Below are 24,112 nucleotides of genomic sequence, written 5' to 3'. Positions count from 1 at the left end.
ATATATATTCAAGGCCCAACTCATACTTTTAAAATATTACTTATATGGAACTGCGCCACCTCCGTTACTTTGTCGCCGTTGCCGAAGAGCTGCACTTCACACGCGCGGCCGAGCGCCTGCACATCGGCCAACCGCCGCTGAGCCAGCAGATCCAGGCGCTGGAGGCGGAACTCGGTGCGCAGTTGTTCGAGCGCAACAAGCGCTCCGTGCGGCTGACGCAGGCAGGCGCGCTGTTTCTCGACGATGCGCGGCGCATCCTGGCCCTGTCGGAACAGGCGGCCGTCACGGCGCGCCGGGCCCAGCGGGGCGAAGCGGGCGAATTGCGCATCGGTTTTACCTTTTCCACGCCGTTCACACCCTACTTCGCGACCGTCATCAACCGCTACCGCCAGCAATTCCCGCACGTCACCTTGACCCTGCATGAAATGGCGACATTGCATCAACTGGAAGCGATCTCGGCCAGGACGATGGACCTGGGCTTCGTGCGCCCGCCGGAAACGACGTACCCGGACGACATCCGCCTGACGGAATTGCGCCAGGACCCGCTGTTCCTCGTGCTGCCCGTCGCCCACGCGCTGGCGGCCAAGGACAGCATCGCGATTGCCGACATGGCGGGCGAAGGCTTTGTCATGTATCCCAGGGATGCGGGCACGGGGATTTATCCGCAGATCTTCCGCCTGTGCAAGGCCGCCGGCTTCGTGCCCCAGGTCACGCAGGAAGCGGGCGAAGCGTCGACCATCATCGGCCTGGTGGCGGCCGGCTGCGGCATTTCCGTGCTGCCCGCCTCGTTCGACCGCATCCGCATGGATGGCGTGTGCTACCGCCCCATCGCCGACCCGCAGGCGACGACCAGCTTGTTACTTGCACAACGGGAAGAAGAGACGTCGCCGCTGGTGGCGGCATTCGTCAAGCTGGCCGAGGAAGCGGCGCTGGAAGGGGGAGCGTAGGCTGCAATGTCGGCTTACGCTGCGGCTGTGCCGCAGCTAAGCCGACCTACGGAACGCGCGCCGTCGTAGGTCGGATTAGCGGCGGCACGCCGCGTAATCCGACAACAGCGTTGGATTACGAATAATCCGCATCCAGCTCGGAACCCGCGTAATTCTCCAGGTCCTCGAACAGACTCTTCATGCTGGCCCGCGTGAGGATTTTCTGCACCACGGTGCAACTGCGGCGGTAGGACGCGATGCGGTCGAGCAACACCGGATGGTGCTGCACGGGCACCTTGGCCACCAGGGCGGCCCAGCCTTCCTCGAAGTCGGGCTTGTTCTTGCGCACGGAACGCACGAAACGTTCAAACTCCTTTTGCCCCGTGCGCGCCACGATGCGCCCGCCGCCTTCGATGGCGAAGATGATGGCCAGAGCGATGACGCCCTCGGCATTCAAATCGCTGTCGCTGACGGGGCCGTTGTCGTGGTGGCGGCGCAGCCAGCTGGCCAGGCGCACGACGGCTTGCACTTCCTTGCGCTGTTGCAACTGCAACGCATACTTTTCATAGCCGGCCCAGTTCTGGTTCGGGTCGGCCTGGCAAATATCGATGAACAGCTCGCGCAAACGGCGCTGCAGGTAGACGGGGTCCTGGTCGTATTCGCCGACGAGGGCGTCTTCGGGCAGCTGCGACAGGTCCTTGATCAGGCGAAAGCCCACCTGGAACGCGTGCTCGGCGCCGTGCTCGACGAGGAAATCGAGCGCGGCCTGGTCGCCTTCATGCGTGACGGCCTGCTCCAGGCCCAGCGACACGCCGCCTACAGTCAGGTACAGCGCCTTCTGGATGCCGTCGGCCGTGCGTTCATTCGTGAACTTCTCGGCCACCATGGCCGTGATGCCCGTCAATTCGTCGGCCAGGTTCAGCGCCGCGTCTTCGCGCGGGTCGCCCGGCAACAGCTTGATGGCGCGCACCAGGCGCGGAAGATTCTCTACAACAATTGCTGGCAGCATTAGTGATTCCCTGCTTTCATTACGAGAAAATGCCCGTGCCCAGGCTGCGGCGCGTGCTGGAACGCGGCGCGCTGCGCGTGCTCGGCACTTGCTTGCGCAGACGGTACAGCAATTCCTTGGTACTGCGCTGCAACATGGTCGGTTCTTCGTCCGGATCGTCCGAGTATTCCGCGTCGGCCAGGTCGGCGCTGTGGCGGAAGTCGGGGAACAGTTCGAACAGCGAGCGGTCCCAGCCGTCTTCATTCGCTTGCGCCAGTTCGATGGCCAGCGGCACGATGTCGTTGTCGGACGAAGTCACGCCCGTCACGTACGGTCCCTTGATGACGATTTCGCCCGCCACTTCGAGGATTTCCTTCGGCGCCATCGAGAACAAAATGGCGAACGCCGTGGCGCCCCAGTCGGTGGCGGATGCTTCGAGCAGCAGCTCGCGGCGGCGCTCGGCGTCGTCGGTGGAAAACACCACGCCGTGGATGTGCGCGAACAGCGCTTCGGCGATGCGCTCCGGATCATCCTCGATCTGGTCGTCGCTCCAGGTGGCGGCAATGAAGGCCAGGCTGTCGGCCCACGCTTTCGGCGGCACCAGCAGGGTGGCCAGCGACATCTTGCCGCCGTCGAAACCGGCCAGGTGCAGGGCCGTCACCTGCGGCGGGATGGCGCTCAGCACTTCCACCACGGCCAGGTCGCCGTACTGGTCGGCCGCGTCCGCAAACGCCTGCTCGGCGTGGCCCAGCGAACCGGACAGCACCAATTCCGTGACCTGTTTCGTCAGCGCGGGCAGGTTACTTTTTTGTTCATTATCGGCCATGGTCATCTCCATCCTGGTCAAACATCTGGGCGAAATCGTCGGTGGCTTCGTCTTCATCGTGATCGTCGTCGCCGTCGTCATTGGCGGCCAGCTGGTCGAGCGACTGGTCGTCGTCGTCCCACAGGCGCGGGTTCTTGTGCAGGAAGGCCGTGATGATGGCCTGGCGCGCCAGGTCGGGGAAGCTCTCTTCGATGGCGGCGTACATCTTCGCCGCTTCCGGCGCGGCGCACGCGGCCATGGAAAACACGCGGGACGGGTCGCCGAACTCGTAGTCTTCGCTTTCGGCCAGCAAGCCCTTCGGGTCGCTGAAGGTGATGTGATCGACCAGCGCGAAGGCCAGCATGTTCACGTCTTCGATGCCGCCGCCGCTCGCGTACTCGCTCACCAGTGCGTCGACCATGCTTTTGTAGTTCTTGCGGTTCGGCGGGTCGCCGAGGATGCCGTCGATCTGGCCTTCCAGCTCGCGCGACTGGTACGCGAATTCAGGGTGTACTCTTCTCATGCTGTGCTTTCCAATGTGATGCGCGGCGCTGTTACATTAAAAGCGCCGTTGTTGTTGTTTTTAAAATCATCCGGACTGTACCGCGTCTCACAGAACCGTAGCGAGCGGCAGTGAGGCTCGGCGCCCCCGTTGGCCTAAGAAGCGCAACCGTACTTTAGTACGGTGAGCATCGCAGGCCGCAAATCACGACGCGCAGTAGGTTATGTGAGACGCCCTCAATCGGCCGGTAGCACGGTGCCGTGAAGGCGGAACACGCCGCACCACAGGGCATAGGCTTCCGCTTCCGGATCGATGATGATGCGGTGGTTCACGCTCTGGTCGTATTCGGCGCGCTTGGCCGGGTCGGCCAGGATTTCATACGCCTTGGTGACGCTCTTGAAGCGCGCCTCGGCGCCGGGGGCCTGGTTGCGGTCGGGGTGGAAGCGCATGGCCAGCGAACGGTAAACCTTCTTGATTTCATCGTCGCTGGCATTGGGCGCGACACCGAGGACGTTATACAAATTTTCCATAAATGGCTCCGGGGTCACGTTTTGTTTGCTAATTAAAGGCGAATTATCCTATAGAACGGCGCCCGCGTCGCTTGCATGCTGGGATATGGGGCCAAATACGTGCTTATAAAGCGCCTGCGGTACGGTAAAATGCTTTTTACTGTCACTCTTCCGCATTGATCAATGAGCAACGATAAACCGAATACCGCCGCGCCAGCGCTGGCGCCCAATTTCTTGCGTAACATCATCGAAGCCGACCTGGCTGCCGGCGCGCACGTGCGTCCCGGCCTGCCCCAGGTGATCACGCGTTTCCCGCCGGAGCCTAACGGCTACCTGCACGTGGGCCACGCCAAGTCGATCTGCGTCAACTTCGGCCTGGCGCGCGATTACGCCGGCCAGTGCAACCTGCGCTTCGACGACACCAATCCGGCCAAGGAAGAGCAGGAATACGTCGACACCATCATGGACAGCGTGAAATGGCTGGGCTTTGACTGGGAACCGAAGACTGCCGATGGCCAGAGCCACCTGCACTACGCGAGCGACTATTTCGACCAGCTGTACGCGATGGCCGAGTACCTGATCACGGCCGGCTTTGCCTACGTGGACAGCCAGAGCGCCGAAGACATGGCCGCCAACCGCGGCAATTTCGGCCAGGCCGGCAAGAATTCGCCGTTCCGCGACCGTCCGCGCGACGAATCGCTGGCCCTGTTCCGCGCCATGAAGGCGGGCCAGTTCAAGGATGGCGAACACATCTTGCGCGCGAAGATGAGCGAAGATGCCATGAGTTCGCCGAACATGAACTTGCGCGACCCGGCCATCTACCGCATCCGCCACGCGCATCACCACCGCACGGGCGACGCCTGGTGCATCTATCCGATGTACGATTACACGCACCCGATCTCGGACGCGCTGGAAAACATCACGCATTCGATCTGCACGCTGGAATTCCAGGACCACCGCCCGTTCTACGACTGGCTGCTGGAAACCCTGGCCGCCGGCGGCTTCTTCCAGCAACCGGTGCCGCGCCAGTTCGAATTCTCGCGCCTGAACCTGACCTACATCGTCACCAGCAAGCGCAAGCTGCGCCAGCTGGTGGAAGAACACATCGTCGACGGCTGGGACGACCCGCGCATGCCGACCCTGGTGGGCATGCGCCGCCGCGGCTACACGCCGGAAGCGATTCAATTGATGTGCGAACGCACGGGCGTGACGAAATCGGACGGCTGGATCGACTACAGCGTGCTCGAAGGCTGCTTGCGCGAAGACCTGGACCCGAAGGCGCCGCGCACGGTGGCCGTGCTGCGTCCGTTGAAGTTGATCATCGACAACTTCCCGGAAAACGAGAGCGTCGAGTGTACGGCGCCCGTGCACCCGCACTTCCCGGAACGGGGCTTGCGCACCTTCCCCATCTCGCGCGAGCTGTGGATCGAGGAAGACGACTTCATGGAAGTGCCGAACAAGGGCTATTTCCGCCTGTATCCGCCCATCGACGACAAGCCAGGTAGCAAGGTTCGCCTGCGCTACGGCTATGTGATCGAGTGCACGGGCTTTGACAAGGATGCCGAAGGCAAGGTCATCGCCGTGCATTGCAACTATTTCCCGGACAGCAAGTCTGGCACGGAAGGCAGCGCCAACTACAAGGTCAAGGGCAATATGCACTGGGTCAGCGCGCCGACGGCGATTCCCGCCGAAGTACGCCTGTACGACCGCCTGTTTACGGACCCGCAGCCGGACGCGGGCGGCAAGGACTTCAAGCTGGCCCTGAACCCGCTGGCCAAGGAAGTGGTGCAGGCGTGGCTGGAACCGGGCGCGGAACTGGCCCAGCCGGAACAGCGCTTCCAGTTCGAGCGCCACGGCTACTTCGCGGCCGACCGGGTCGATAGCCAGCCTGGCAAGCCCGTCTTCAACCGCATCGTCACCCTGAAAGACAGCTGGCAGCCCGCAAAATAAGGCGCCGGACGACCCACAAAAAAACCGCTGCGGCGGTTTTTTTTCGTTTCAAGAACATATGTCACCCCAGAATATTGCCTGTTGACTACATTCACGATAATTTTGTATATTAGGCAGCTATTGAGCAATTTGCAATTTCAATAGCGCTTGTATAACACAGTCGCCCAGGCGGCCCCCGATTCCTCTTCCTGATGCGGATGGCGATGTCTTCTACTGCCAGCGAACACCCCTTATCTGCTGAAAAAAGACCGCTCTGGCTGCTCGGCTTCGTGATGTCGATGGTGGTGGGCTTGCTGTTCTACATGGCTGCCTCGCTGTCGATCGAAAACGACGCCAGCGACCTGTTCGACAATCTGGCCCGCAATACGCGGAAAAACATCGAATCGCGCGTCAAGTCGTATGCCAACCTGCTGCGCGGCACGGCCAGCCTGTTCCACGCCAACGCACACGTGAGCCGCGAGCAATTCCACCGCTACGTGGCAAACATTGCCCTGCAACAGAACTACCCGGGCGTGATGAATCTCAATTACAGCCAGGAACTCGACGACGCGCAGCGCGGCGCCTTCGAAGCGGCCATGCAGCGCGACTATCCGCCCGGGCGCGACGGCTATCCGGCGTTTGCCATCCATCCGCCCGCCCCGCGCGCCCGTTATTCCGTGCTGGTGTACATCGAGCCGATTGCCAGCGCCCCGGAAAAGTATGGCCAGGACATCGCCGCGCGCCCCCTGATCGCGGAAATGCTGGCGCAGTCGCGCGATTCCGGGCAGATCAGCAATTCCGGCGTGCCCGTGCCGATGGAAGGCCGGCCCCAATTGACGGGCATGGCCATGCGCCTGCCCGTGTACCGCTACGGCATGCCGGTCGATACGGTGGAGCAGCGGCGCGCCGCTTACCAGGGTTCCGTCGGCATCGGCTACGACCTGGTGACAATGATGCGCAGCGCGCTGGCCGACATGCCGGTGCGTAACGTGCGCCTGACCCTGTTCGATATCGGCCCCCAGGCGCGCGAAGCACTGAACTTGCCGCACGACACGCGCCCCATCTTCGACAGCACGACGGCGGGCATGCATGCGCCGTGGTGGCTGCCCGGCAGTTCGGGCCGCTACCTGAGCAGCACGATGCTGATTGAACACAATGGCCGCGTCTGGCAAGCGCTGTTCAGCGTGCGCAAGAGCGACCTGTATACGCGCTTCGACGCCTTCTTGCCATGGCTGGCCCTGCTGATCGGCTTTGCCAGCGCCATGCTGCTGTACATGCTGTTCCACACGCTGGCGTCGTCGCGCCGGCGCGCCATCCAGATGGCGACGGGCATGACGGAGGAATTGCGCGCCAGCCAGATCCGCCTGCAGCTGTCGCACCAGAAACTGCGCCGGCTGGCGGCCCACGCCGACCAGATCAAGGAAGAAGAGCGCAAGCGCATCGCGCGCGAAATCCACGACGACCTGGGACAAAACCTGCTGGTGCTGCGCATCGACGCCGACATGCTGGCCTCGCGCACGCAGCGCCGCCACCCGCGCCTGAATGCGCGCGCCCGCTCGACCCTGGAGCAGATCGACGCCACCATCAAGAGCGTGCGGCAGATCATCAACGACTTGCGCCCTACCGTGCTGGACCTGGGCGTGAATGCGGCCGTCGAATGGCAGGTGGCGCAATTTCGCCAGCGCACGGGCATCGCCTGCGAAGTGCATGAAAGCCATGGCGACATTTGCCTCAGCGACCAGTGCGCGACGGCCCTGTTCCGTATCCTGCAAGAGTCGCTCAGCAATATTTCCCAGCATGCGAATGCCAGCCGCGTGCATGTCAAGCTGGAAAAGTGCCGCGATACGGTATCGATGAGCATCAGCGACAACGGCGTGGGCGCGGCCATCGACGGGCGCAACAAGCTGGGCTCGTTTGGCCTGGTGGGCATCGAGGAACGCATCAAGTTGCTGGGCGGCACTTTCTACATCGAAAGCAGCCCCGGCGCCGGCATGAGCGTACACGTCAGCGTACCGCTGGGCGCGGACGCTACCGCGTTTCCCTACCAGGAAGAAAGCCGGGCCAGCAGTTGATTGGCGCCCGCCCGCATGAAGCAAGCTCAGCTTGCATATTTCGTAATTAGATGCAATATTGATGTTGAACAACTCAGCGCCCGCCCGCCATGGGCAGGCATTCCTCGACTACTTGCCAGGAGTACACACCCGCCGCCTTCCCTTGTTTCACCGTATTTCCCACAACGCTCTTTACAAAAGGACATTCATGGATACGAACGACAGTTTCAAAGCAATTGCCGATTTGAATTTGGACGCGATCAAGGTCAAGCTGATGCACCGGGAGTCAGGCGAAGGATGGAGCCTGGAAAAGGCAAATGCGGTGGAATTTGAATACCGCCGCTTCCTGATCCTGATGAAACAGTTTCCGGAAGAAGAAACGGCGCCACTGATGGATGTCGATACTTTCTGGCACTACCACATCCTCGACACCCTGAAATATGCGGCGGACTGCGAGCAGGTGTTCGGTTACTTCCTCCATCACTTTCCGTACATCGGCTTGCGCGGCGAAGACGACGAAGCGGCGCACCATCGCGTGGGCGAGCGCATGAAGCAGTTGTATGAGCAAACGTTCGGGGAAGATTATATCCGCGCAGAAACGGCGTATTCGGGGCGCGCCGTACAGGCGGCGTATTCGGGACGCGCGGTACAAACAGCATTTTCCAGTGCCGCGGTACAGGCCACCGCTTACTCGGGCCGGGCCGTGCAGACGGCGTTTTCCAGTGCGGCCGTGCAGGCGACGGCGTATTCGGGCCGCGCGACGGGCGCTGCCAGCACCGCGTTTTCCAGCGCGCCGGCTTCTCTGACCGCAGCGGTGGTCAAATCGTCTTCGACTGGCCTGGAAATGGGGCGCTTCTATGTCGATCGTCCGGTACTGAACCGCGACCCGCAATAGAACGGCGGAAAACAGATGTGGCTGCCGCACGCGGCAAGCCTGACTTACCCAGACGGCACCTCTCAGTTTGCCGTCTGTCAGGCGCTCTTAGGCAGCCATCAACTCGCGCAGTTCACGAATGCTGAAATCGCTGATTTCATGCATGCGGATGAGGATCGTGGCGCCGATCGGCAAGGTGTTGTGACGAATCTTGCTGATAACAGGTGGCGCCACTTCCAGAGCTCGCGACAAGGCGGCATCGTTTTTCAGTTGCAGCTTGTCGATGATCGCATCGAGGACGCGATTCGGGTTGTAGGTAGGCAAAGAAGTAATTTGTTTGAGAGACATGATCAAAAATCCGTACTTGTTGTATTAGAGCAAAAAGAAGCCGAATGCCTCTTTCGCTATAATTCAGGGTAAACACACTAAAAAGCGCCATCACTTATGCGGCTTTTACGCCACAAACAATATAATACACGCTATTGTTGATTTTTGCGTAACTTAAAGCAAAATTGTGATAATTGAAGAGAATTGACGCACTTGGAATGTGCTAGAGGATAACCCAAATCGGAAAAATTTGCTGCAAGTCATCAATTTTTACAATGAGGAACGCCGCTGCGCATGAGCCAGGCAATCGCCATGAGGGCGCCCAGGCGAGCGATTTCCGTCGATAAATGCCAGCCTTGCGCGGCCACGCCGGCCGGGGTGGCCAAAAGGCAGTTGCATGAAAAATCGTCGATGCGGCACCAGGCCAGTTGCCGGCGAATTTCATCGGGCGGCGGCGGCGGTTGCAGCGCACGTTCGCGCCGGCGCATATACGCGCGGACCTGCTCCTTGCTGGGGTGACTCGTAGCTCGCATGGCTCGCTCCTGCTGACGGGAAACAGCGTCGCGCTAATTGTAGATGCCGAGCCCGCCACAAGAGCCCGGACGCGTGACGACATTGCTCACCATATCGCCAGCGCGCCATGACACGTTTGCGCTGCATCAAATGGCACGGTCCCGGCGTTGCGCCGCAGCCCGTGCTGCCCCGCAACCTGACGGCCAGAGGCACAGCACACCATTCTTATTTCTTTTGCTGGCGCACGCGCTGTTGTTGTTTTTCCTGCGTTTGCTGACGGTTCTGCTTGCGCTCGAACAGGGCGACCGCATCTTTCTTGGCTTGCTCCACGGTACGCATTTCCTCATGCGCATCGTGCGGGACAAAAAATTCGGCGTCCTGCGCCGCCACGACCAGCTTGATGGCGGCATCGTCGTCGAGGTCGTACAATTCCGTCAGGACGGTGGTGACCTCGTCCAGGTATGCTTCGTAAGTGAGGGTGCTCATGCTGTCTTCCTTAAGTGAGTGGCGCAACGCGGGAACGGCGCGCTGCGCGCCGGCCCAGCAAAGTGCGCAGATAACCGGCCATTTTACCCGATGCGGCCCGCGCCGGCTGCCAGCGCCTGCAAGGCATCGGCCACGCGCGCGTAGCGCAGGCGCACGCCCAGCTCGCGCTTGATGCGCGTATTGTGCAGGCGGCGCGATTCGGACATGAACGACAGCAGCATCGGCGTGACCACTTGCCGCAGCTCGGCACGGGGCAGGCGCGGCGGACGCGGCAGCCCAAACGTATCGGCCACGGCATCGAAATACTCGGCCATTTTGAGTTCGCTGTCATCGCTGGCGTGATACACGCGTCCCGACTTGCCGCGCCACAAGGCCCGTTCGATGATGCGCGCCAGGTCATCGGCATGGATATGGTTGGTGTACACGTCGTCATCCGCGGCCAGGGCCGGCGTGCCTTCGCGCAAGCGTTTCAAAGGCAGGCGGTCTTCCGCATAGATGCCCGGCACGCGCAGGATGGCCACCGTGGCGCCACGGCGCGCGCCCCAGCCACGCAAGACCTGTTCGGCGTCGACGCGCCGCTTCGCGCGCGCATTGGCGGGCACCACAGGCCGCGTTTCATCGACCCAGGCGCCGCCGCAATCGCCATACACGCCGCTGGTACTCACATACACCATGCGGGCATGCTCGGGTAAAATGGCGGCCAGATTGCGCGTGCGCCGGTCCAGCAAGCCCGACGACAGGGGCGGCGCCAGGTGCACGATCATCGTCGCCAGTCCCGCCAGCCGTTTCAAGCTGGCGCGGTCGTCGAGATTGGCCACGATGGGCACGGCGCCGGCCGCGCGCAGCTGCGCGCAGCGGGCCGGCTGGCTGGTGACGGCAAAGACGCGAAAGCGCGCGCGCAGCAGGGGCAGCAGCCGCATGCCGACATCGCCGCAACCGAGGATCAGCAGGCGCGGCAAGCCTGAGGGCTTGCGCAAAGAGTGCTTTAACATATTTTTCATCTCAAGGATTGTATGACTTTTCAAATTACTGTTCAGCCCAGCGGCCACCAATTCAGCTGTGAAACGGACGAAACCGTCCTGTCGGCGGCGATACGCGCCGGCGTCGGCCTGCCGTACAGCTGCAAGAGCGGCGCCTGCAGCTCATGCAAGGGCAAGATCGTGTCAGGCAATGTACAGCATAAGCCATACCAGACCCGCTCCCTGACGGAAGAAGAAGCGGCGGCCGGCTATTCGCTGCTGTGCTGCGCCGTGCCCCAAGGCGATTTGGTGGTGCAGGCGCGCGAAGTGGCGGGCAGCAGCGACTACCCGATCAAGAAAATGCCGTCGCGCGTGACCACCATCGAGAAGGTCGCCCCCGACGTCGTCGTGTTGACCCTGCAGTTGCCGGCCAGCGAGCGCCTCAACTACCGCGCCGGACAGTATATCGAAATCATGCTGCGCGACAACAAGCGCCGCAGCTACAGCATGGCAAGCGCGCCCGTCGAAGGCGGCCCCGTGAGCCTGCACATCCGCCACATGCCGGGCGGCCTGTTCACCGACCAGGTGTTCGGCACGATGAAAGAGCGCGACATCCTGCGCTTTGAAGGCCCGATGGGCACCTTCTTCCTGCGCGAAGATTCCGACAAACCCGTCGTGCTGCTGGCCTCGGGCACGGGCTTTGCCCCGCTGAAAGCCATCGTCGAGCACATGATCAGCGAGCAATCCCCGCGCCCGATCACCCTGTACTGGGGCGGCCGCCGTCCGCACGACCTGTACATGGATGCGCTGTGCCGCCAGTGGGCCGCCGACTTGCCGCAGTTCACCTATGTGCCCGTCGTGTCGGAAGCCTTGCCGGAAGACGAATGGCGCGGCCGCACGGGCTTCGTGCACCAGGCCGTCATCGCCGACTTGCCCGACATGTCCGCGTATCAGGTGTATGCCTGCGGCGCGCCCATCGTCGTCGAATCGGCCAACCGCGATTTCGTGCAATTGTGCCGGCTGCCAGCCGACGAGTTCTACGCCGACGCTTTCACGACGGAAGCCGACCTGGCCAAGTAAGCATCCAGACAGCGGGGTGCTGCTGGCGCGGCATCCGCTGCCGTCACCCGCCCCACCCCGCTGTTTCCTGGAAATGTCATGTCTCTCGCTTCCGCCGGCAACGGCTTCAGTATCCTGCGTCACCGCAATTTCGCCTGTTACCTGTCCGCCCGCGTGCTGGGCACGGTGGCCGTGCAGATGCAAAGCGTGGCCATCGGCTGGCAGGTGTACCAGATCACGGGCAGCCTGTTCGACCTGGGCCTGATCGGCCTGGCGCAGTTCGCCCCCTTCCTCGTCTTGATTTTACCGGCCGGCCACGTGGCCGACCGCTACAACCGCCGCAACATCATCGCCTGGTGCCTGACGGCGCAGCTCGCCTGCGCGCTGGCCCTGCTGGCGTTTACGTTAAGCAATATTTCCATCGTCTGGCCCGTGTTCGCCGTGCTGGTGCTGTTCGGCAGCGCGCGCGCCTTCATGATGCCGGCCACGCAAGCCGTGCTGGTCAACATGGTGCCCACGCAACACTTCAGCCGCGCCCTCGCGCTCAGTTCGTCGAGCTCGCACGTGGCCATCATCCTGGGACCGACCTTGGGCGGCCTGCTGTATTACTTCGGCCCCAAGGTCGTGTATCTGATCTCGTCGGCCTTGCTGGTGCTGTCCGTGCTGCTGATGCGCGCCACCACGCCGGCGCCGCAAGTGGTCAAGCGCGAACCCGTCAGCTGGCATACCTTGCTCGAAGGCTTGCGCTTCGTCTGGTCGAAACCCATCGTGCTGGGCGCCATTTCGCTCGACCTGTTCGCCGTGCTGTTCGGCGGCGCCACGGCCCTGCTGCCGGCGCTCGCGCACGACGTGCTGCATATCGGCCCCAGCGGACTGGGCCTGCTGCGCACGGCGCCCGGCGCCGGCGCCGCCCTGTGCTCGATCGCACTGGCCCTCTTTCCCATCACGCGCCGGGTGGGCGCCTGGATGTTCGGCGGTGTGGCCGTCTTCGGCCTGGGCACCCTGGTGCTGGGCAGCACCAGCTATTTCCCGCTGGCCCTGGCGGCGCTGTTCCTGATGGGCGCCGGCGACATGGTCAGCGTCTACATCCGCCACCTGCTGGTGCAGTTCGAGACGCCGGACGAGATTCGCGGCCGTGTCAGCGCCGTCAACGCCGTCTTCATCGGCGCCTCGAACGAGCTGGGCGAATTCGAATCGGGCTTGACGGCCGGCTGGTTCGGCCTGGTGCGCGCCGTGCTCTTCGGGGGCGCCGCCACACTGGCCGTGACGGGCGTGTGGGCCGTGCTGTTCCCCGTGCTGTCGCGCATGGACCGCTTCCCCCACCACGAAAAGGAAGCGGCCGCCAGGACGCCCACCGCGACCGCAAACTAAAGGCTAAGATGCGCTATTGCCACTGACGAACTTGCACCATGAAAATCACGCTTCCCTTGCACGGCTTCATCCGCAGCCGCCCCCACCTGAGCATGGCCACGGCCATCGGCGTGGCGGTCGGCCTGCTGTTGCCCTCTTCCTGGCAACAGATGACGCGTTTGCTGACGGCGTGGAATGTCGCCGTCTGGTTCTACCTGGCAACGATGGCCTGGATGATGATGCGCGCCAACCATCACAAGGTCAAGGTGATGGCGGCGCGCCAGGATGAGCGGGCCACCACGGTCCTGTCGGCCCTGTCCGTCGCATCCGTGATGAGCCTGGTGGCCATCGTCTCGCAACTGTCTTCGATGAAAGACATGGCGCCCGACGAGCGCGCGCTGCATTACGGCTTGACGATCCTGACACTGGTCGGTTCCTGGTTCCTCGTCGGCACCCTGTTCTGCTTCCACTATGCCCACCTGTATTACCAGGCCGACCCCGCAGTACGCCCCCTGAAGTTTCCCGACGACGAGCAAAACCCCGATTACTGGGATTTTCTGTATTTCGCCTTCACCATCGCCGTGGCCGTGCAAACGTCGGACGTTTCCGTACAGACGCGGCTGATGCGGCAGATCGTGCTGGGGCAATCCGTGCTGAGCTTTTTCTTCAACCTGGTCGTGCTGGGGCTGTCGATCAATATCGCGGCCGGCCTCATCAATGGATAAAGCTGGCGCCGGCTTGAAAAAATTCCGTGAGGAAACTTGACCTGGGTGTAGGGTTAAGCTCATCTTAATCGTGCGCACCCTCTTGAAATACTGGAAAGAGGAGTAAGATAAGTTCCATGCACAGACGTCATGTGCATGAGGCAGCAACCAGGCCGCAGCACGCCTGAGATGGGTTTTTTTTGAATTGACAGGAGTAAGCATATGCAAATCAATATTCATACCGACAGCACCATCGCCAACACCGCTGGACTGAACGAACATGTGCAATCCGTACTTGAAAGCGCACTGAGCCGCTTCCGCGACAACCTGACCCGCATCGAAGTCCATATCAGCGACACGAATGGCCCGAAAGGCGGCGCCGACGATATCCGCTGCGTCATGGAAGCACGCGTTGCTGGCTATCAACCGATTGCCGTGACCGAACAAAACGCCACCGTGCATCAATCCGTTGCCGGCGCCACCGACAAACTGAAACGCGCCATCGATAGCGCCCTGGGCCGCCTGCAAGACAGCAAGCGCCACGCCACCGGCAAGAATGCCGTGATCGATACGGCCGAAGCGGAAGAAACCGCCGAGTAACTCCCCTCCTGCAGGATTTCCAGAGACTGAGGCAGCCGTTCAAGGCTGCCTTTGCACATCTGGAGCCACCTTCCTGCGCGACAACATCCATAGTAGAACAGCAAGCATTTCAACTTATTAACACGGCAATGAAATAATTGTCGTATTTCCCACAGAAAGTGACACCAAGCAAGCCTTTGTCGTTACAGCCAAGGCCGCTTTACGCTATCATGAAGCTACCGGCCCCCTGCTCGCGCGCGCCGGCTTTTTGAAAGTGTGATTGTGGAACAGATCGGCAACTTCGGCGCTTCGGGCTGCAACATCGGCGATTTACAGCTATTTCGCGATGGGGCGGATAGCCAGACGGCCGCCATGCTGGCGCCCTGCCCCGTCATGCGCCTCGAAGCGGGCGAAGCCATTGCCGACACACAGGGCACCAGCCTGTATATCGTCCTGCGCGGTTCGCTGGCCGTGGCCGCCGACATCCACACGGGCATGGATGACGGCACCGTCAGCAAGGTCTTGCCCGGCGAAAGCGTGGGCGAACAATCGGTGCTCGATGAAGCGAGCAACCTGGCCGCCATTTCCGCCCTGGAAGAAACTGACTTGCTGGTGATCGACGCGGCCGTCGTCTGGGAATTGATCGAACAATCGAACGGCCTGGCGCGCAACCTGCTGCGGCTGCTGTCTTTCCGCATCCGCGCCGCCAACGCCCTGCTGCGCCGCCGGCAGAAGCTGGGCGAGTTCTACCGCCAGATGTCGATGGTCGACAGCCTGACGGGCTTGTACAACCGCGCCTGGCTCACCGATTTATTGCCGACCATGATAGTCACGGCCCACGCCAGCGGCTCGCCGATGTCGCTGGTGATGATAGACCTCGACCATTTCAAGCGTTTCAACGACACGCACGGCCATCAGGCGGGCGACCAGGCGCTGCGCATTGCCGCACAAGTGCTGGGCGCGGCCCTGCGGCCCACGGATTTTGCCGTGCGCTATGGTGGCGAGGAAATGATGGTGATCTTGCCCGATACCAGCAAACACGTGGCCTTGCGGGTCGCCGAACGCTTGTGCGAACGCATGCAGCAAGCCGTCATCTTCGCCGATATGCGCAGCGCGCTGCCGCACATCACGGGTTCCTTCGGCGTGGCCAGCCTGGCGGCCGAGCAGGACGACGAAGCGCTGATCGCGGCGGCCGACGCGGCTTTGTATCGCGCGAAGGCCGGCGGCCGCAACCGGGTCATGCTGTAGCTCAGGCAGCCTTGCTGTCGGCCGGCTTGGCAGCATCCGGCTTGGCCGCATCATCCTTCTTGCTGCTGTGCGCAGCGATGAAATCCGCGTAGCCCTTCTGCACCAGCTCATACGTCTTGTCGATATTGCCGGCGATATCGCCGTTCAGCACTTTCAAGCCGCCCAGGATGTCGCGCGCTTCCTTGAAGCCTTTTTCCATGCCGCCGCTGATGGTGTCCATGAACTTGGTCAGGGCCGTATCGTCGTCCATGCCGGGATTCTGTTTCTTGAACGCGTCAAAAAACCCCGTCGACAGCGAGACGATGCGGCTCGCCGTCGCTTCGGCGCTGTTGTCCTGCGACGCCGCGTTCTGGATCGCATCGTCGCCGTACTGGCCTTTCAGCGCTTCATTGATGTTGGTGATGGCCGTCTTGTACAGCAGCGCCAGCGGTTCGTTCTCGGAACCGATGGACACGTTCAACGACGCCTGCATGATGGACGCGTTCAATTGCAGCTTGCTGCGGTCATTCACGCTCATTTCAGCGTTGACGCCGTCCTTTTGCTGGACTTTATCGTCCTTGCCGGCAACGCCCGGACTGACGGAAGTCACGGAAGGGGTGGAATTGCCGCCTGCGGCGATGGGAATTGACACGATAGACCTCCTTGAACGGACAATGTATGCCACCATGCGGGAAACGCGATGATGACCATCCTCTCGTGTAGTATCGGCAGGTTTTCAGAAAACTGAAGCGGCGGCTTGTTTTTAGCGGCCCGGATAACCCATTCAGCAACATTAAGTTACGACCATCAATGACTAACCAGACCTTTCTTTGGCACGACTACGAAACCTTTGGCGCCCAGCCGCGCCGCGACCGCCCGGCCCAGTTCGCCGCGATCCGCACGGATGCCGAACTCAACGAGATCGGCGAACCGATCATGTTGTATTGCCAGCCTGCGAATGATTTCCTGCCCGATCCGCAATCGTGCCTGATCACGGGCATCACGCCGCAGCAATGTCTGCAGCTGGGCGTGCCCGAACACCAGTTCGCCGCCACCATCGAAGCGGCCTTTTCGGAACCGGGCACGATCGGCGTGGGCTACAACACCATCCGTTTCGACGATGAAGTCACGCGTTTTCTGTTCTGGCGCAACCTGATCGACCCGTATGCGCGCGAATGGAAGAACCATTGCGGCCGCTGGGACATCCTCGACGTGGTGCGCATGACGCACGCGCTGCGCCCGGAAGGTATTCAATGGCCGAAGCGCGACGATGGCCAGACCAGTTTCAAACTGGAACACTTGAGCAAGGCCAATGGCCTGGCCCACGAAGCGGCACATGATGCGCTGTCCGACGTGCGCGCCACCATCGCCCTGGCACGATTGATCCGCGAAAAGCAGCCGAAACTGTTCGAATTCTGCCTGGCCCTGCACAAGAAGGACCGGGTCGCCAGCGAAATGGGCATGCACCTGGCCGCCGGCGAGCGCCAGCCTTTCCTGCACGTGTCGGGCATGTTCCCGGCCGAACGCGGTTGCCTGGGCGTCGTCTGGCCGCTGGCCACGCACCCGAGCAACAAGAACGAGATCCTCGTCTGGGATTGCGCCTACGACCCGCGCGAACTGTTCGAACTGGACGCCGACACCATCCGCACGCGTTTGTTCACGCGCAAGGAAGCCATGCCCGAAGGGATGACGCGCCTGCCCGTGAAAAGCGTGCACCTGAACAAGTCGCCCATGCTGGTGGGCAATTTAAAGACCTTGTCGCCGGCCATGGCCGCGCAATGGGGCATCGACGTGGATGCGGCGAAGATCAACGCCCAGCTGGCCGCCGCGGCGCCGAACATGGACGCCATCTGGGCCGAAGTGTTCCAGCGCCCGGGTGCGGCTGCCGCGCTGGACGTGGATGAAGATTTGTACAACGGTTTCGTCAGCAACGACGACCGCCGCCTGCTCGAATCCTTGCGTCGCGAAACGCCGGCCAAGCTGGCCACGGCCCGCCCCTCGTTTGCCGACGAGCGCCTGCAGGAATTGCTGTTCCGCTACCGTGCCCGCAATTTCCCGCAAACCCTGAGCGAGGCGGAAAGCCTGCGCTGGGAACAGCACCGCGCCGCCCGATTATTCGACGGCGACGGCGGCGCCCGCACCATCGAGATGCTGTTTACGGAAATCGACGTGCTGTCGGAATCGGTCGATGAGCGGGGAGAAGAAATTCTGGGCGAGCTGTACGATTACGCGGAGATGGTGGCGCCCATGCGCGACTGAAGGACCAGGCCGGGTAGGTCGGATTAGCGGGGCAAGGCCCCGCTAATCCGACAACATTGTTGACGTTACCGATATTGTCGGATTACGCGGCTACGCCGCTAATCCGACCTACTCATTGAACCACCAATACGGCCGTAGGTCGGATTAGCTCGTAGAGCGTAATCCGACAACATAGTTGGCCCGAGCGTGGTGGTGTCGGATTACGCGGCGTCGCCGCTAATCCGACCTACGCTGCGCGGTGTTGATTGATCGCATCGCGCGTTTCGATCGCCACGCGGCGCGCCGCCTCGGCCCAGTCTTCGCCGTCCTGCGGCGTGGCGTAGATGATGGCGCGCGAGGAGCTGATCATCATGCCCATGCCGTTCGCCGTCTGGCCAGCGCCGACGGTGGCGGCGATGTCGCCGCCCTGGGCACCGATGCCGGGCACCAGCAGCGGCATGTCGCCCACGATGGCGCGCACTTGCGCCAGTTCTTCAGGGAAGGTGGCGCCGACGACGAGCGCGCACTGGCCGTTCTTGTTCCATTTCTCGGCCACCAGGCGCGCCACGCGCTGGTACAGCGGTTCGCCGTCCGTGTCGAGGAATTGCAGGTCCGAGCCGCCCGGGTTCGAGGTGCGGCACAGGATGATCACGCCGCGGTCTTTCCACGCCAGGTAGGGATCGAGCGAATCCTCGCCCATGTAGGGGTTCACGGTGACGGCGTCGGCGCCGTAGCGCTCGAACGCTTCGCGCGCGTATTGCGTGGCCGTGGCGCCGATGTCGCCCCGTTTCGCGTCGAGGATCAGGGGGATGTGCGGATAGTTCTCGCGCACGTAGCGGCAGATGTCTTCCAGCTGCTTTTCCGCGCCCAGCGCGGCAAAATAGGCGATCTGCGGCTTGAAGGCGCAGGCCAGGTCGGCCGTGGCATCGATGATGCGCGTGCAAAAGGTGGTGATTCCATCAGGCAAGTCGCGCAGCTCGGCCGGCAGTTTCGCCAGGTCCGGGTCCAGTCCCACGCACAGCAGGGAATTATTGGCCGTCCATGCGGCGGATAATTTATTGATGAAATTCACGGCACACCTTCTCTATATTCAGTTGCAAACCCCGTATTGTAACGCGGCGCAGGCCAGGGAAGGCAGGCTGAGGCGGCGGCCGGCGCTTATTAAACCGACATGGCGGGCCGTTTCAGGTATATTTGCCCCACCTCCTTTACTCTGCACGGAACCCATCATGCAAATCACCAATCAATTCACCAAATGGCTGCGCCTGGCCCTGAGCGTCACCGTCCTGGCCGGCATCCTGACGGGCTGCGGCTACAACGAATTCCAGAGCAAGGACGAAGCCACCAAGGCCGCCTGGGGCGAAGTAGTCAACCAGTACCAGCGCCGCGCCGACCTGATCCCCAACCTGGTCAACACCGTCAAGGGCTATGCCACGCACGAGCGCGAAACGCTGGAAGCGGTGACCAAAGCGCGCGCCGCCGCCACCAGTTTCCAGATCACGGCCGAAGTGCTGAACGACCCGGCCGCGTTCGAGAAATTCCAGCAGGTGCAGGGACAGCTGTCGTCGGCCCTGTCGCGCCTGATGGTGGTGTCCGAGAAATACCCGGATTTGAAGGCCGACACCAGCTTCCGCGACTTGCAGTCGCAGCTGGAAGGCACGGAAAACCGCATCACCGTGGCACGCCAGCGTTACATCGCCGCCGTGCAAGATTACAACGTGCATGCGCGCAGCTTCCCGAACAACCTGACGGCGATGATCTTCGGCTACAAGGTCAAGCCTTCGTTCACGGTGGAAAACGAAAAAGCCATTTCGACCGCGCCGACCGTCAACTTCGGCAAATAAGATGAAAGCCTGGTCTTATCTGGCGGCGCTGGCGACGGCGCTGCTGCTGTGGACAGCCTTGCCCGCCAGCGCGCAGGGCTTGCAGCCCGTGCCGCCGCTGGCGGCGCGCGTGACGGACAACGCCGGCATGCTCGATGACAAGCAGAAAGCGGCGCTGGAAGGCGTGCTGGCCGACTACGAAGCCAAGACGGGCAGCCAGATCGCCGTGCTGCTGGTCAAGAGCACGGAACCGGAAGCCATCGAGCAATACAGCATCCGCGTGACGGATGCCTGGAAGCTGGGCCGCAAGGGCGTCGATGACGGCGTGCTGCTGATGGTGGCGAAGGACAACCCATCGTCCTTGCGCCGTTTGCGCATCGAAGCGGGCCGTGGCGTGCAGGGCGTGCTGACCGATGCGCAATCGAAACGCATCCTGCAAGACGTGATCGCCCCCCATTTCAAGCAAAACGACTATTACGGCGGCCTGGTGGCCGGCATTGGCGCCATCGCTACCCTGCTGAACCAGGAGCAATTCCCCGCACCGGCGCAAAAACAGGCCCCGGCGACCGTGGAAGCGGCCGGCCTGACCTTCTGGCTGCCGCTGCTGTTCTTCGGCTTTCTTGTGCTCGTGACCGTGTTCCGCTCGCGTGGCGGGCCGAACCGGCTGCAGCGCGGCAGCAACTGGTCCAGCGGCGCCACGGGCGTCGTGCTGGGCAGCATCTTGAACCAGGCGCTGAACAACCGCGGTGGCGGCTTCGGCGGCGGTGGCGGTGGTTTTGGCGGTGGCGGTGGCGGCGGTGGTTTCGGTGGCGGCGGCGGCGGTTTTGACGGCGGCGGCGCCTCGGGAGATTGGTAATGACGAAACAACTGACATTCGGACAACGCTGCGGACGGGCCCTGAAACATTTACGGGGCACGCCGGCGACGGCGCGCCAGGCCTTTCCTGAGCGCACCCTGAAAGCCATCGAAACGGCGATTGCCGACGGTGAAACGATGCACCGGGCGGAAGTGCGCCTGATCGTCGAAGCGGCCCTGACGCCGGGCATGGCCTATCACGGCGTGAGCAACCGCGAACGGGCGCGCGAACTGTTCGCCCAATATGGCGTGTGGGATACGGAAGACAACGTTGGCGTGCTGATCTATATCAACCTGGCCGAACACCAGGTCGATATCGTGGCCGACCGCAACGTGGGCCGGCGCGTGACGCCGGAGCAGTGGCAAGCCGTGTGCCGCACCATGACCAAAGGGTTCAAGGATGGCAATTACCACGACAGCACGCTCGATGCCTTGCAGCAGCTGAATACCTTGCTGCAAAGCCACTTCCCCGCCAATGGGACGCGCGGCAACCAGTTGCCGAACGAACCCATCCTCCTCTGATTCCTGCCCAGGGATTAAAATCTGCCCATTGCCGCGCGGGCTGGTGTTCCTGGCAGCGCGGCCCCCATACCCCGCCGAGGAGCACACATGAAATTAGTCAATAAAACCGCCATCGTCACGGGCGCCACGCAAGGCATCGGCCTGGCTTGCGCCACCCGCCTGATCGCCGAAGGGGCGCAAGTGATGCTGGTCGACATCAAGGAAGATGGCGCGCAGGCGGCGGTCGCCCTCGGCCCGCAGGCACGCTTCTTTTGCGCCGACGTCAGCCAGAAGGCGGACGTGGACGCCATGCTGAAGGAAACCTTGGCGCAGTTCGGCCACATCGATATCCTCGTCAACAATGCGGGCGTCACGCACGCGGCCGACTTCCTCGACGTGTGCGAAGACGATTTCGACCGCGTCATGCGCATCAACCTGAAATCGATGTTCCTGTGCGGCCAGGCCGTGGCGCGCGAGATGGTCAAGCGCAACAGCGGCTGCATCATCAATATGTCCAGCGTGAATGCGGAGCTGGCGATCCCGAACCAGGTGCCGTATGTGGTGTCGAAAGGCGCCATCAACCAGCTGACCAAGGTCATGGCCCTGAACCTGGCGCCGCACGGCGTGCGCGTGAACGGCATCGGGCCAGGCACCATCCTGACGGAACTGGCCAAGCAGGCGGTGCTGTCGAGCCCGCAAGCGCGCCACACGATTTTGTCGCGCACGCCGCTGGGCCGCTGCGGCGAGCCGGAAGAAGTGGCCGGCATCGCCGCCTTCCTGGCCAGCGATGACGCTACCTACATGACGGGCCAGACCATCTATGTCGATGGCGGACGCATGGCGCTCAACTACACGGTGGCCGTGAAAGAGTGAAACAGGCGAGTTATATCAAAAAAGAATAATGCATATCTAAAAAGATCATTAGACACATATCGTGCGACGCAGCATAATGCACCTGTCTCCACTATTCTCCTCCAAGAAAATAGTTTTAAGCCCGCTTTCACCAGCGGGCTTTTTTTTTGCCATCGCTGCTGCAACATGGCCATTCTTGCCATTTCTCACAATCTACCCGTTCATTCTGTCTGCCGCAAAAAAATGTTGCGGCGTGTCATCAGCCCGTCATTTTCGCCCCCTATACTTGCTTCATCTGCTGTACAGGCAACCGATATGCCTGACTACAGACAGGTGTGCCGCCATGGCACACCACTCCCCTTTCATGACCGTGGCGGGCGCCGGCAAGGCGCGCGACAGGGTAAGTACCGAGCAACTCTCAACTCTTGACCCTTTCATTTGGGTTTTTGGCCCGCGCCCCCGCGGGCCTTTTTTTTTCCTGTCCGGCAAGCTCTTGCGCAAAAACACGGTGCCCCGCCACGCCCATGATATTGTGACTGCCTTTCCACCCATCCTGACGCATCATGCCTGCAGCCTTGTCCGAACTTTGTTTTGCCGACCGCTACGAACGCCTGCGCTACCGCACGGCCCTGCTGTTGTATGTGCTGGTGATTTTGATCGGCGACATCCCCGGCGTGCGCGCGGACGTGGGCCAATATGCATCGGGCGGCGTGCTGCACTCGTTCGGCTATGGCGTGCTGGCCCTGATCCTGTTCAGCGGCACGGCCGGCGGCATGGCCCGCCGGGCGCTGCTGTCGGTGCTGATGGTGGCAGCCATGGGCGCGCTGGACGAATTCATCCAGAGTTTCCTGCCTTACCGCCATGGCGCCGTCAGCGACTGGGTGGTCGATATCACGGCCGCCACGGCCGTGGTGTTGCCGCTGTACTTCCTCTGGCCCGGCATGGCCGCCGCCGCGCTGAAGAAGGCGCGCGGCTGATCAGGGCGCCGCGCCATCGCCGGCGCTCAGCGCCAGGGGCAACTGGCCTTGCCCGGCCGCGGCCCGGCCGGCGATGCGGCGCAAGGCCGCGTGCATCTCGCGCCGGCCGTGCGCTCCCGCCGCGCGCGCCGCATCGCGCCGCATTTCCATCAACTGCTCCGACCGTGACAACCTCGTCAAGGCATGCAGGGCCTGGGTCAGCGCATGGCGGGCGCGCATATCGTTCGCCGTGCCCGGCGCACCATACACCGCAATCACCAACTCATTGATCAGCTTGACGCTAGTGGAATCGGAAGCCATTTATTCTCCTGAGATAAGCAGCGGGAAGGACAGCGGGACAGCGCTGACGCTGTGCACATTCGTACAAGAATGTCTTTTATACCAAGCTCGACAATTGAAGCGCTTGATGTATCTCAATGTGAAATAACAAGGATCGAACATCTTTCCTTCCCTGCTCTCTTACTAGCAGTAGTTACGGCCATGCCTGGCATGCGCCATTGACGCTGACCTCCGCCACACCCTGAAAACCGGGTTACCACTTTGTCAGACCAAGAGGAGAACAAGATGAGAGCAAAAAAAACCATGGCGCTGGCCGGCCTGCTGTGTACGCTGGCCGCCTGCAATTCGAATCCGAACAACACCGGCATGAGCAGTACGAATGGCCGCAGCGGTGAAAGCTACAGCAATACGGCCGGGACGGGCAGCACATCGACAGGAACCGGGACCAGCACCAGCAGCACGATGAGCAATGCCGGCACCGGCAGCGCCGACACGCGCACCTCCACGGCCAATAACGCCATGAACATGGACGGCAGCCAGACGGGTGTCCGCATCGCCTCTGCCACGGTACAGTCGATCGAGCCAGTGCCGCGCGGAATGGATCAGCGCAGCGGCGACATGCAATCCGGCAGTTCCGGCACAGCGGGCAGCACCTCGGGCAATACGCAGTACCGGGTCACCCTGCGCCTGGACGACGGCAGCACACAAACCCTCATGCAAAACTCCCAGCCCAGCTACCAGATCGGCGATCACGTCAAGGTGGTCAACGGCTTGCTGCAGCGCTACTAGGCATACCGCG

General features: G+C 62.1%; 27 protein-coding genes. 16 read left to right on the top strand and 11 right to left on the bottom strand.

What is annotated here, in order from left to right:
* The first annotated feature begins 44 nt into the window (after window positions 1–44).
* Window positions 45–947, top strand: coding sequence for a LysR family transcriptional regulator (locus IGS60_RS08160; protein WP_230503651.1), 903 nt, complete (start codon window positions 45–47; stop codon window positions 945–947).
* A gap of 115 nt (window positions 948–1,062) precedes the next feature.
* Here IGS60_RS08160 and IGS60_RS08155 read toward each other — a convergent pair whose 3' ends face one another.
* The 4 genes from IGS60_RS08155 to IGS60_RS08140 all read right to left on the bottom strand — a co-directional run bounded on the left by IGS60_RS08155 (window position 1,063) and on the right by IGS60_RS08140 (window position 3,751).
* Window positions 1,063–1,935 (bottom strand): hypothetical protein, encoded by an 873-nt coding sequence (locus tag IGS60_RS08155; RefSeq protein ID WP_070313672.1) that lies wholly within the window; start codon window positions 1,933–1,935, stop codon window positions 1,063–1,065.
* Between the two features lie 19 nt (window positions 1,936–1,954).
* A complete protein-coding gene (locus IGS60_RS08150) occupies window positions 1,955–2,740 on the bottom strand; it encodes a hypothetical protein (RefSeq protein WP_099410539.1) in 786 nt (261 codons plus the stop codon).
* Window positions 2,730–3,242, bottom strand: coding sequence for a hypothetical protein (locus IGS60_RS08145; protein ID WP_230503649.1), 513 nt, complete (start codon window positions 3,240–3,242; stop codon window positions 2,730–2,732). The genes IGS60_RS08150 and IGS60_RS08145 overlap by 11 nt, the downstream gene beginning before the upstream one ends.
* 215 nt (window positions 3,243–3,457) lie before the next feature.
* Window positions 3,458–3,751 (bottom strand): DnaJ domain-containing protein, encoded by a 294-nt coding sequence (locus IGS60_RS08140; protein ID WP_010395442.1) that lies wholly within the window; start codon window positions 3,749–3,751, stop codon window positions 3,458–3,460.
* Window positions 3,752–3,913: 162 nt separating this feature from the next.
* Between IGS60_RS08140 and IGS60_RS08135 the strand changes: the two genes are divergently transcribed.
* From IGS60_RS08135 to IGS60_RS08125, 3 genes are all read left to right on the top strand, one after another.
* On the top strand, window positions 3,914–5,680 hold the full coding sequence (locus IGS60_RS08135; protein WP_121668639.1) for a glutamine--tRNA ligase/YqeY domain fusion protein: 1,767 nt from the start codon (window positions 3,914–3,916) through the stop codon (window positions 5,678–5,680).
* Between the two features lie 203 nt (window positions 5,681–5,883).
* A complete protein-coding gene (locus IGS60_RS08130; protein ID WP_230503647.1) occupies window positions 5,884–7,731 on the top strand; it encodes a CHASE domain-containing protein in 1,848 nt (615 codons plus the stop codon).
* Between the two features lie 61 nt (window positions 7,732–7,792).
* Entirely contained in the window at window positions 7,793–8,605 is an 813-nt protein-coding gene (locus IGS60_RS08125) for a hypothetical protein (protein ID WP_306798469.1), read from the top strand.
* An 87-nt stretch (window positions 8,606–8,692) separates the two neighbouring features.
* Here the strand turns inward: IGS60_RS08125 and IGS60_RS08120 are convergent, their stop codons facing one another.
* The 4 genes from IGS60_RS08120 to IGS60_RS08105 form a co-directional block, all read right to left on the bottom strand.
* Window positions 8,693–8,932 (bottom strand): hypothetical protein, encoded by a 240-nt coding sequence (locus tag IGS60_RS08120; RefSeq protein ID WP_029496207.1) that lies wholly within the window; start codon window positions 8,930–8,932, stop codon window positions 8,693–8,695.
* Window positions 8,933–9,174: 242 nt separating this feature from the next.
* Window positions 9,175–9,444, bottom strand: a complete 270-nt coding sequence (locus IGS60_RS08115; protein WP_070288590.1) for a hypothetical protein — start codon at window positions 9,442–9,444, stop codon at window positions 9,175–9,177.
* Window positions 9,445–9,649: 205 nt separating this feature from the next.
* Window positions 9,650–9,910 (bottom strand): hypothetical protein, encoded by a 261-nt coding sequence (locus IGS60_RS08110; protein WP_070221371.1) that lies wholly within the window; start codon window positions 9,908–9,910, stop codon window positions 9,650–9,652.
* A gap of 83 nt (window positions 9,911–9,993) precedes the next feature.
* Window positions 9,994–10,911, bottom strand: a complete 918-nt coding sequence (locus IGS60_RS08105; protein WP_230503645.1) for an SDR family oxidoreductase — start codon at window positions 10,909–10,911, stop codon at window positions 9,994–9,996.
* Window positions 10,912–10,923: 12 nt separating this feature from the next.
* Here IGS60_RS08105 and IGS60_RS08100 point away from each other — a divergent pair, with 12 nt between their 5' ends.
* The 5 genes from IGS60_RS08100 (at window position 10,924) to IGS60_RS08080 (ending at window position 15,809) form a co-directional block, all read left to right on the top strand.
* Entirely contained in the window at window positions 10,924–11,949 is a 1,026-nt protein-coding gene (locus tag IGS60_RS08100; protein WP_230503643.1) for a CDP-6-deoxy-delta-3,4-glucoseen reductase, read from the top strand.
* 78 nt (window positions 11,950–12,027) lie between these two features.
* Window positions 12,028–13,299, top strand: a complete 1,272-nt coding sequence (locus tag IGS60_RS08095; protein ID WP_070221368.1) for an MFS transporter — start codon at window positions 12,028–12,030, stop codon at window positions 13,297–13,299.
* A 38-nt stretch (window positions 13,300–13,337) separates the two neighbouring features.
* Window positions 13,338–14,003: a DUF1345 domain-containing protein gene (locus IGS60_RS08090; RefSeq protein ID WP_070221367.1), complete on the top strand. Its 666-nt coding sequence runs from the start codon at window positions 13,338–13,340 to the stop codon at window positions 14,001–14,003.
* Between the two features lie 201 nt (window positions 14,004–14,204).
* Window positions 14,205–14,582: an HPF/RaiA family ribosome-associated protein gene (locus IGS60_RS08085; RefSeq protein WP_070221366.1), complete on the top strand. Its 378-nt coding sequence runs from the start codon at window positions 14,205–14,207 to the stop codon at window positions 14,580–14,582.
* Between the two features lie 261 nt (window positions 14,583–14,843).
* Window positions 14,844–15,809: a GGDEF domain-containing protein gene (locus IGS60_RS08080; RefSeq protein ID WP_070221379.1), complete on the top strand. Its 966-nt coding sequence runs from the start codon at window positions 14,844–14,846 to the stop codon at window positions 15,807–15,809.
* Window position 15,810: 1 nt separating this feature from the next.
* Here IGS60_RS08080 and IGS60_RS08075 read toward each other — a convergent pair whose 3' ends face one another.
* Complete coding sequence (locus IGS60_RS08075; protein ID WP_227742112.1) at window positions 15,811–16,440, bottom strand: DUF5610 domain-containing protein; 630 nt, start codon at window positions 16,438–16,440, stop codon at window positions 15,811–15,813.
* A gap of 158 nt (window positions 16,441–16,598) precedes the next feature.
* Here IGS60_RS08075 and sbcB point away from each other — a divergent pair, with 158 nt between their 5' ends.
* Window positions 16,599–18,047 (top strand): exodeoxyribonuclease I, encoded by a 1,449-nt coding sequence (gene sbcB / locus IGS60_RS08070; protein WP_230503641.1) that lies wholly within the window; start codon window positions 16,599–16,601, stop codon window positions 18,045–18,047.
* A 226-nt stretch (window positions 18,048–18,273) separates the two neighbouring features.
* On the opposite strand, the gene pyrF is transcribed toward sbcB, so the two are convergent.
* Window positions 18,274–19,098: an orotidine-5'-phosphate decarboxylase gene (pyrF, locus tag IGS60_RS08065; RefSeq protein ID WP_230503639.1), complete on the bottom strand. Its 825-nt coding sequence runs from the start codon at window positions 19,096–19,098 to the stop codon at window positions 18,274–18,276.
* A 157-nt stretch (window positions 19,099–19,255) separates the two neighbouring features.
* Between pyrF and IGS60_RS08060 the strand changes: the two genes are divergently transcribed.
* The 5 genes from IGS60_RS08060 (at window position 19,256) to IGS60_RS08040 (ending at window position 23,034) form a co-directional block, all read left to right on the top strand.
* Window positions 19,256–19,870 carry a LemA family protein gene (locus IGS60_RS08060; RefSeq protein ID WP_230503637.1) on the top strand — a complete coding sequence of 205 codons (615 nt, stop codon included), beginning with the start codon at window positions 19,256–19,258 and terminating at the stop codon, window positions 19,868–19,870.
* A 1-nt stretch (window position 19,871) separates the two neighbouring features.
* A complete protein-coding gene (locus IGS60_RS08055; RefSeq protein ID WP_230503635.1) occupies window positions 19,872–20,705 on the top strand; it encodes a YgcG family protein in 834 nt (277 codons plus the stop codon).
* Window positions 20,705–21,226: a TPM domain-containing protein gene (locus tag IGS60_RS08050; RefSeq protein WP_230503632.1), complete on the top strand. Its 522-nt coding sequence runs from the start codon at window positions 20,705–20,707 to the stop codon at window positions 21,224–21,226. The genes IGS60_RS08055 and IGS60_RS08050 overlap by 1 nt, the downstream gene beginning before the upstream one ends.
* Before the next feature lie 87 nt (window positions 21,227–21,313).
* Complete coding sequence (locus IGS60_RS08045) at window positions 21,314–22,078, top strand: SDR family NAD(P)-dependent oxidoreductase (RefSeq protein WP_230503630.1); 765 nt, start codon at window positions 21,314–21,316, stop codon at window positions 22,076–22,078.
* 542 nt (window positions 22,079–22,620) lie between these two features.
* Window positions 22,621–23,034 (top strand): VanZ family protein, encoded by a 414-nt coding sequence (locus tag IGS60_RS08040; RefSeq protein ID WP_070288585.1) that lies wholly within the window; start codon window positions 22,621–22,623, stop codon window positions 23,032–23,034.
* Here the strand turns inward: IGS60_RS08040 and IGS60_RS08035 are convergent, their stop codons facing one another.
* Window positions 23,035–23,334 (bottom strand): hypothetical protein, encoded by a 300-nt coding sequence (locus IGS60_RS08035; RefSeq protein ID WP_070218140.1) that lies wholly within the window; start codon window positions 23,332–23,334, stop codon window positions 23,035–23,037.
* 264 nt (window positions 23,335–23,598) lie between these two features.
* Here IGS60_RS08035 and IGS60_RS08030 point away from each other — a divergent pair, with 264 nt between their 5' ends.
* Entirely contained in the window at window positions 23,599–24,102 is a 504-nt protein-coding gene (locus IGS60_RS08030; RefSeq protein WP_230503628.1) for a hypothetical protein, read from the top strand.
* Window positions 24,103–24,112: the final 10 nt, after the last annotated feature.

The sequence above is a fragment of the Janthinobacterium sp. FW305-128 genome (assembly GCF_020858135.1).
Classification (GTDB): Bacteria; Pseudomonadota; Gammaproteobacteria; order Burkholderiales; family Burkholderiaceae_D; genus Janthinobacterium.
The sequence above is the reverse complement of the archived record's forward strand: the minus strand, read 5'-3'. Positions and strand labels throughout refer to the sequence as shown.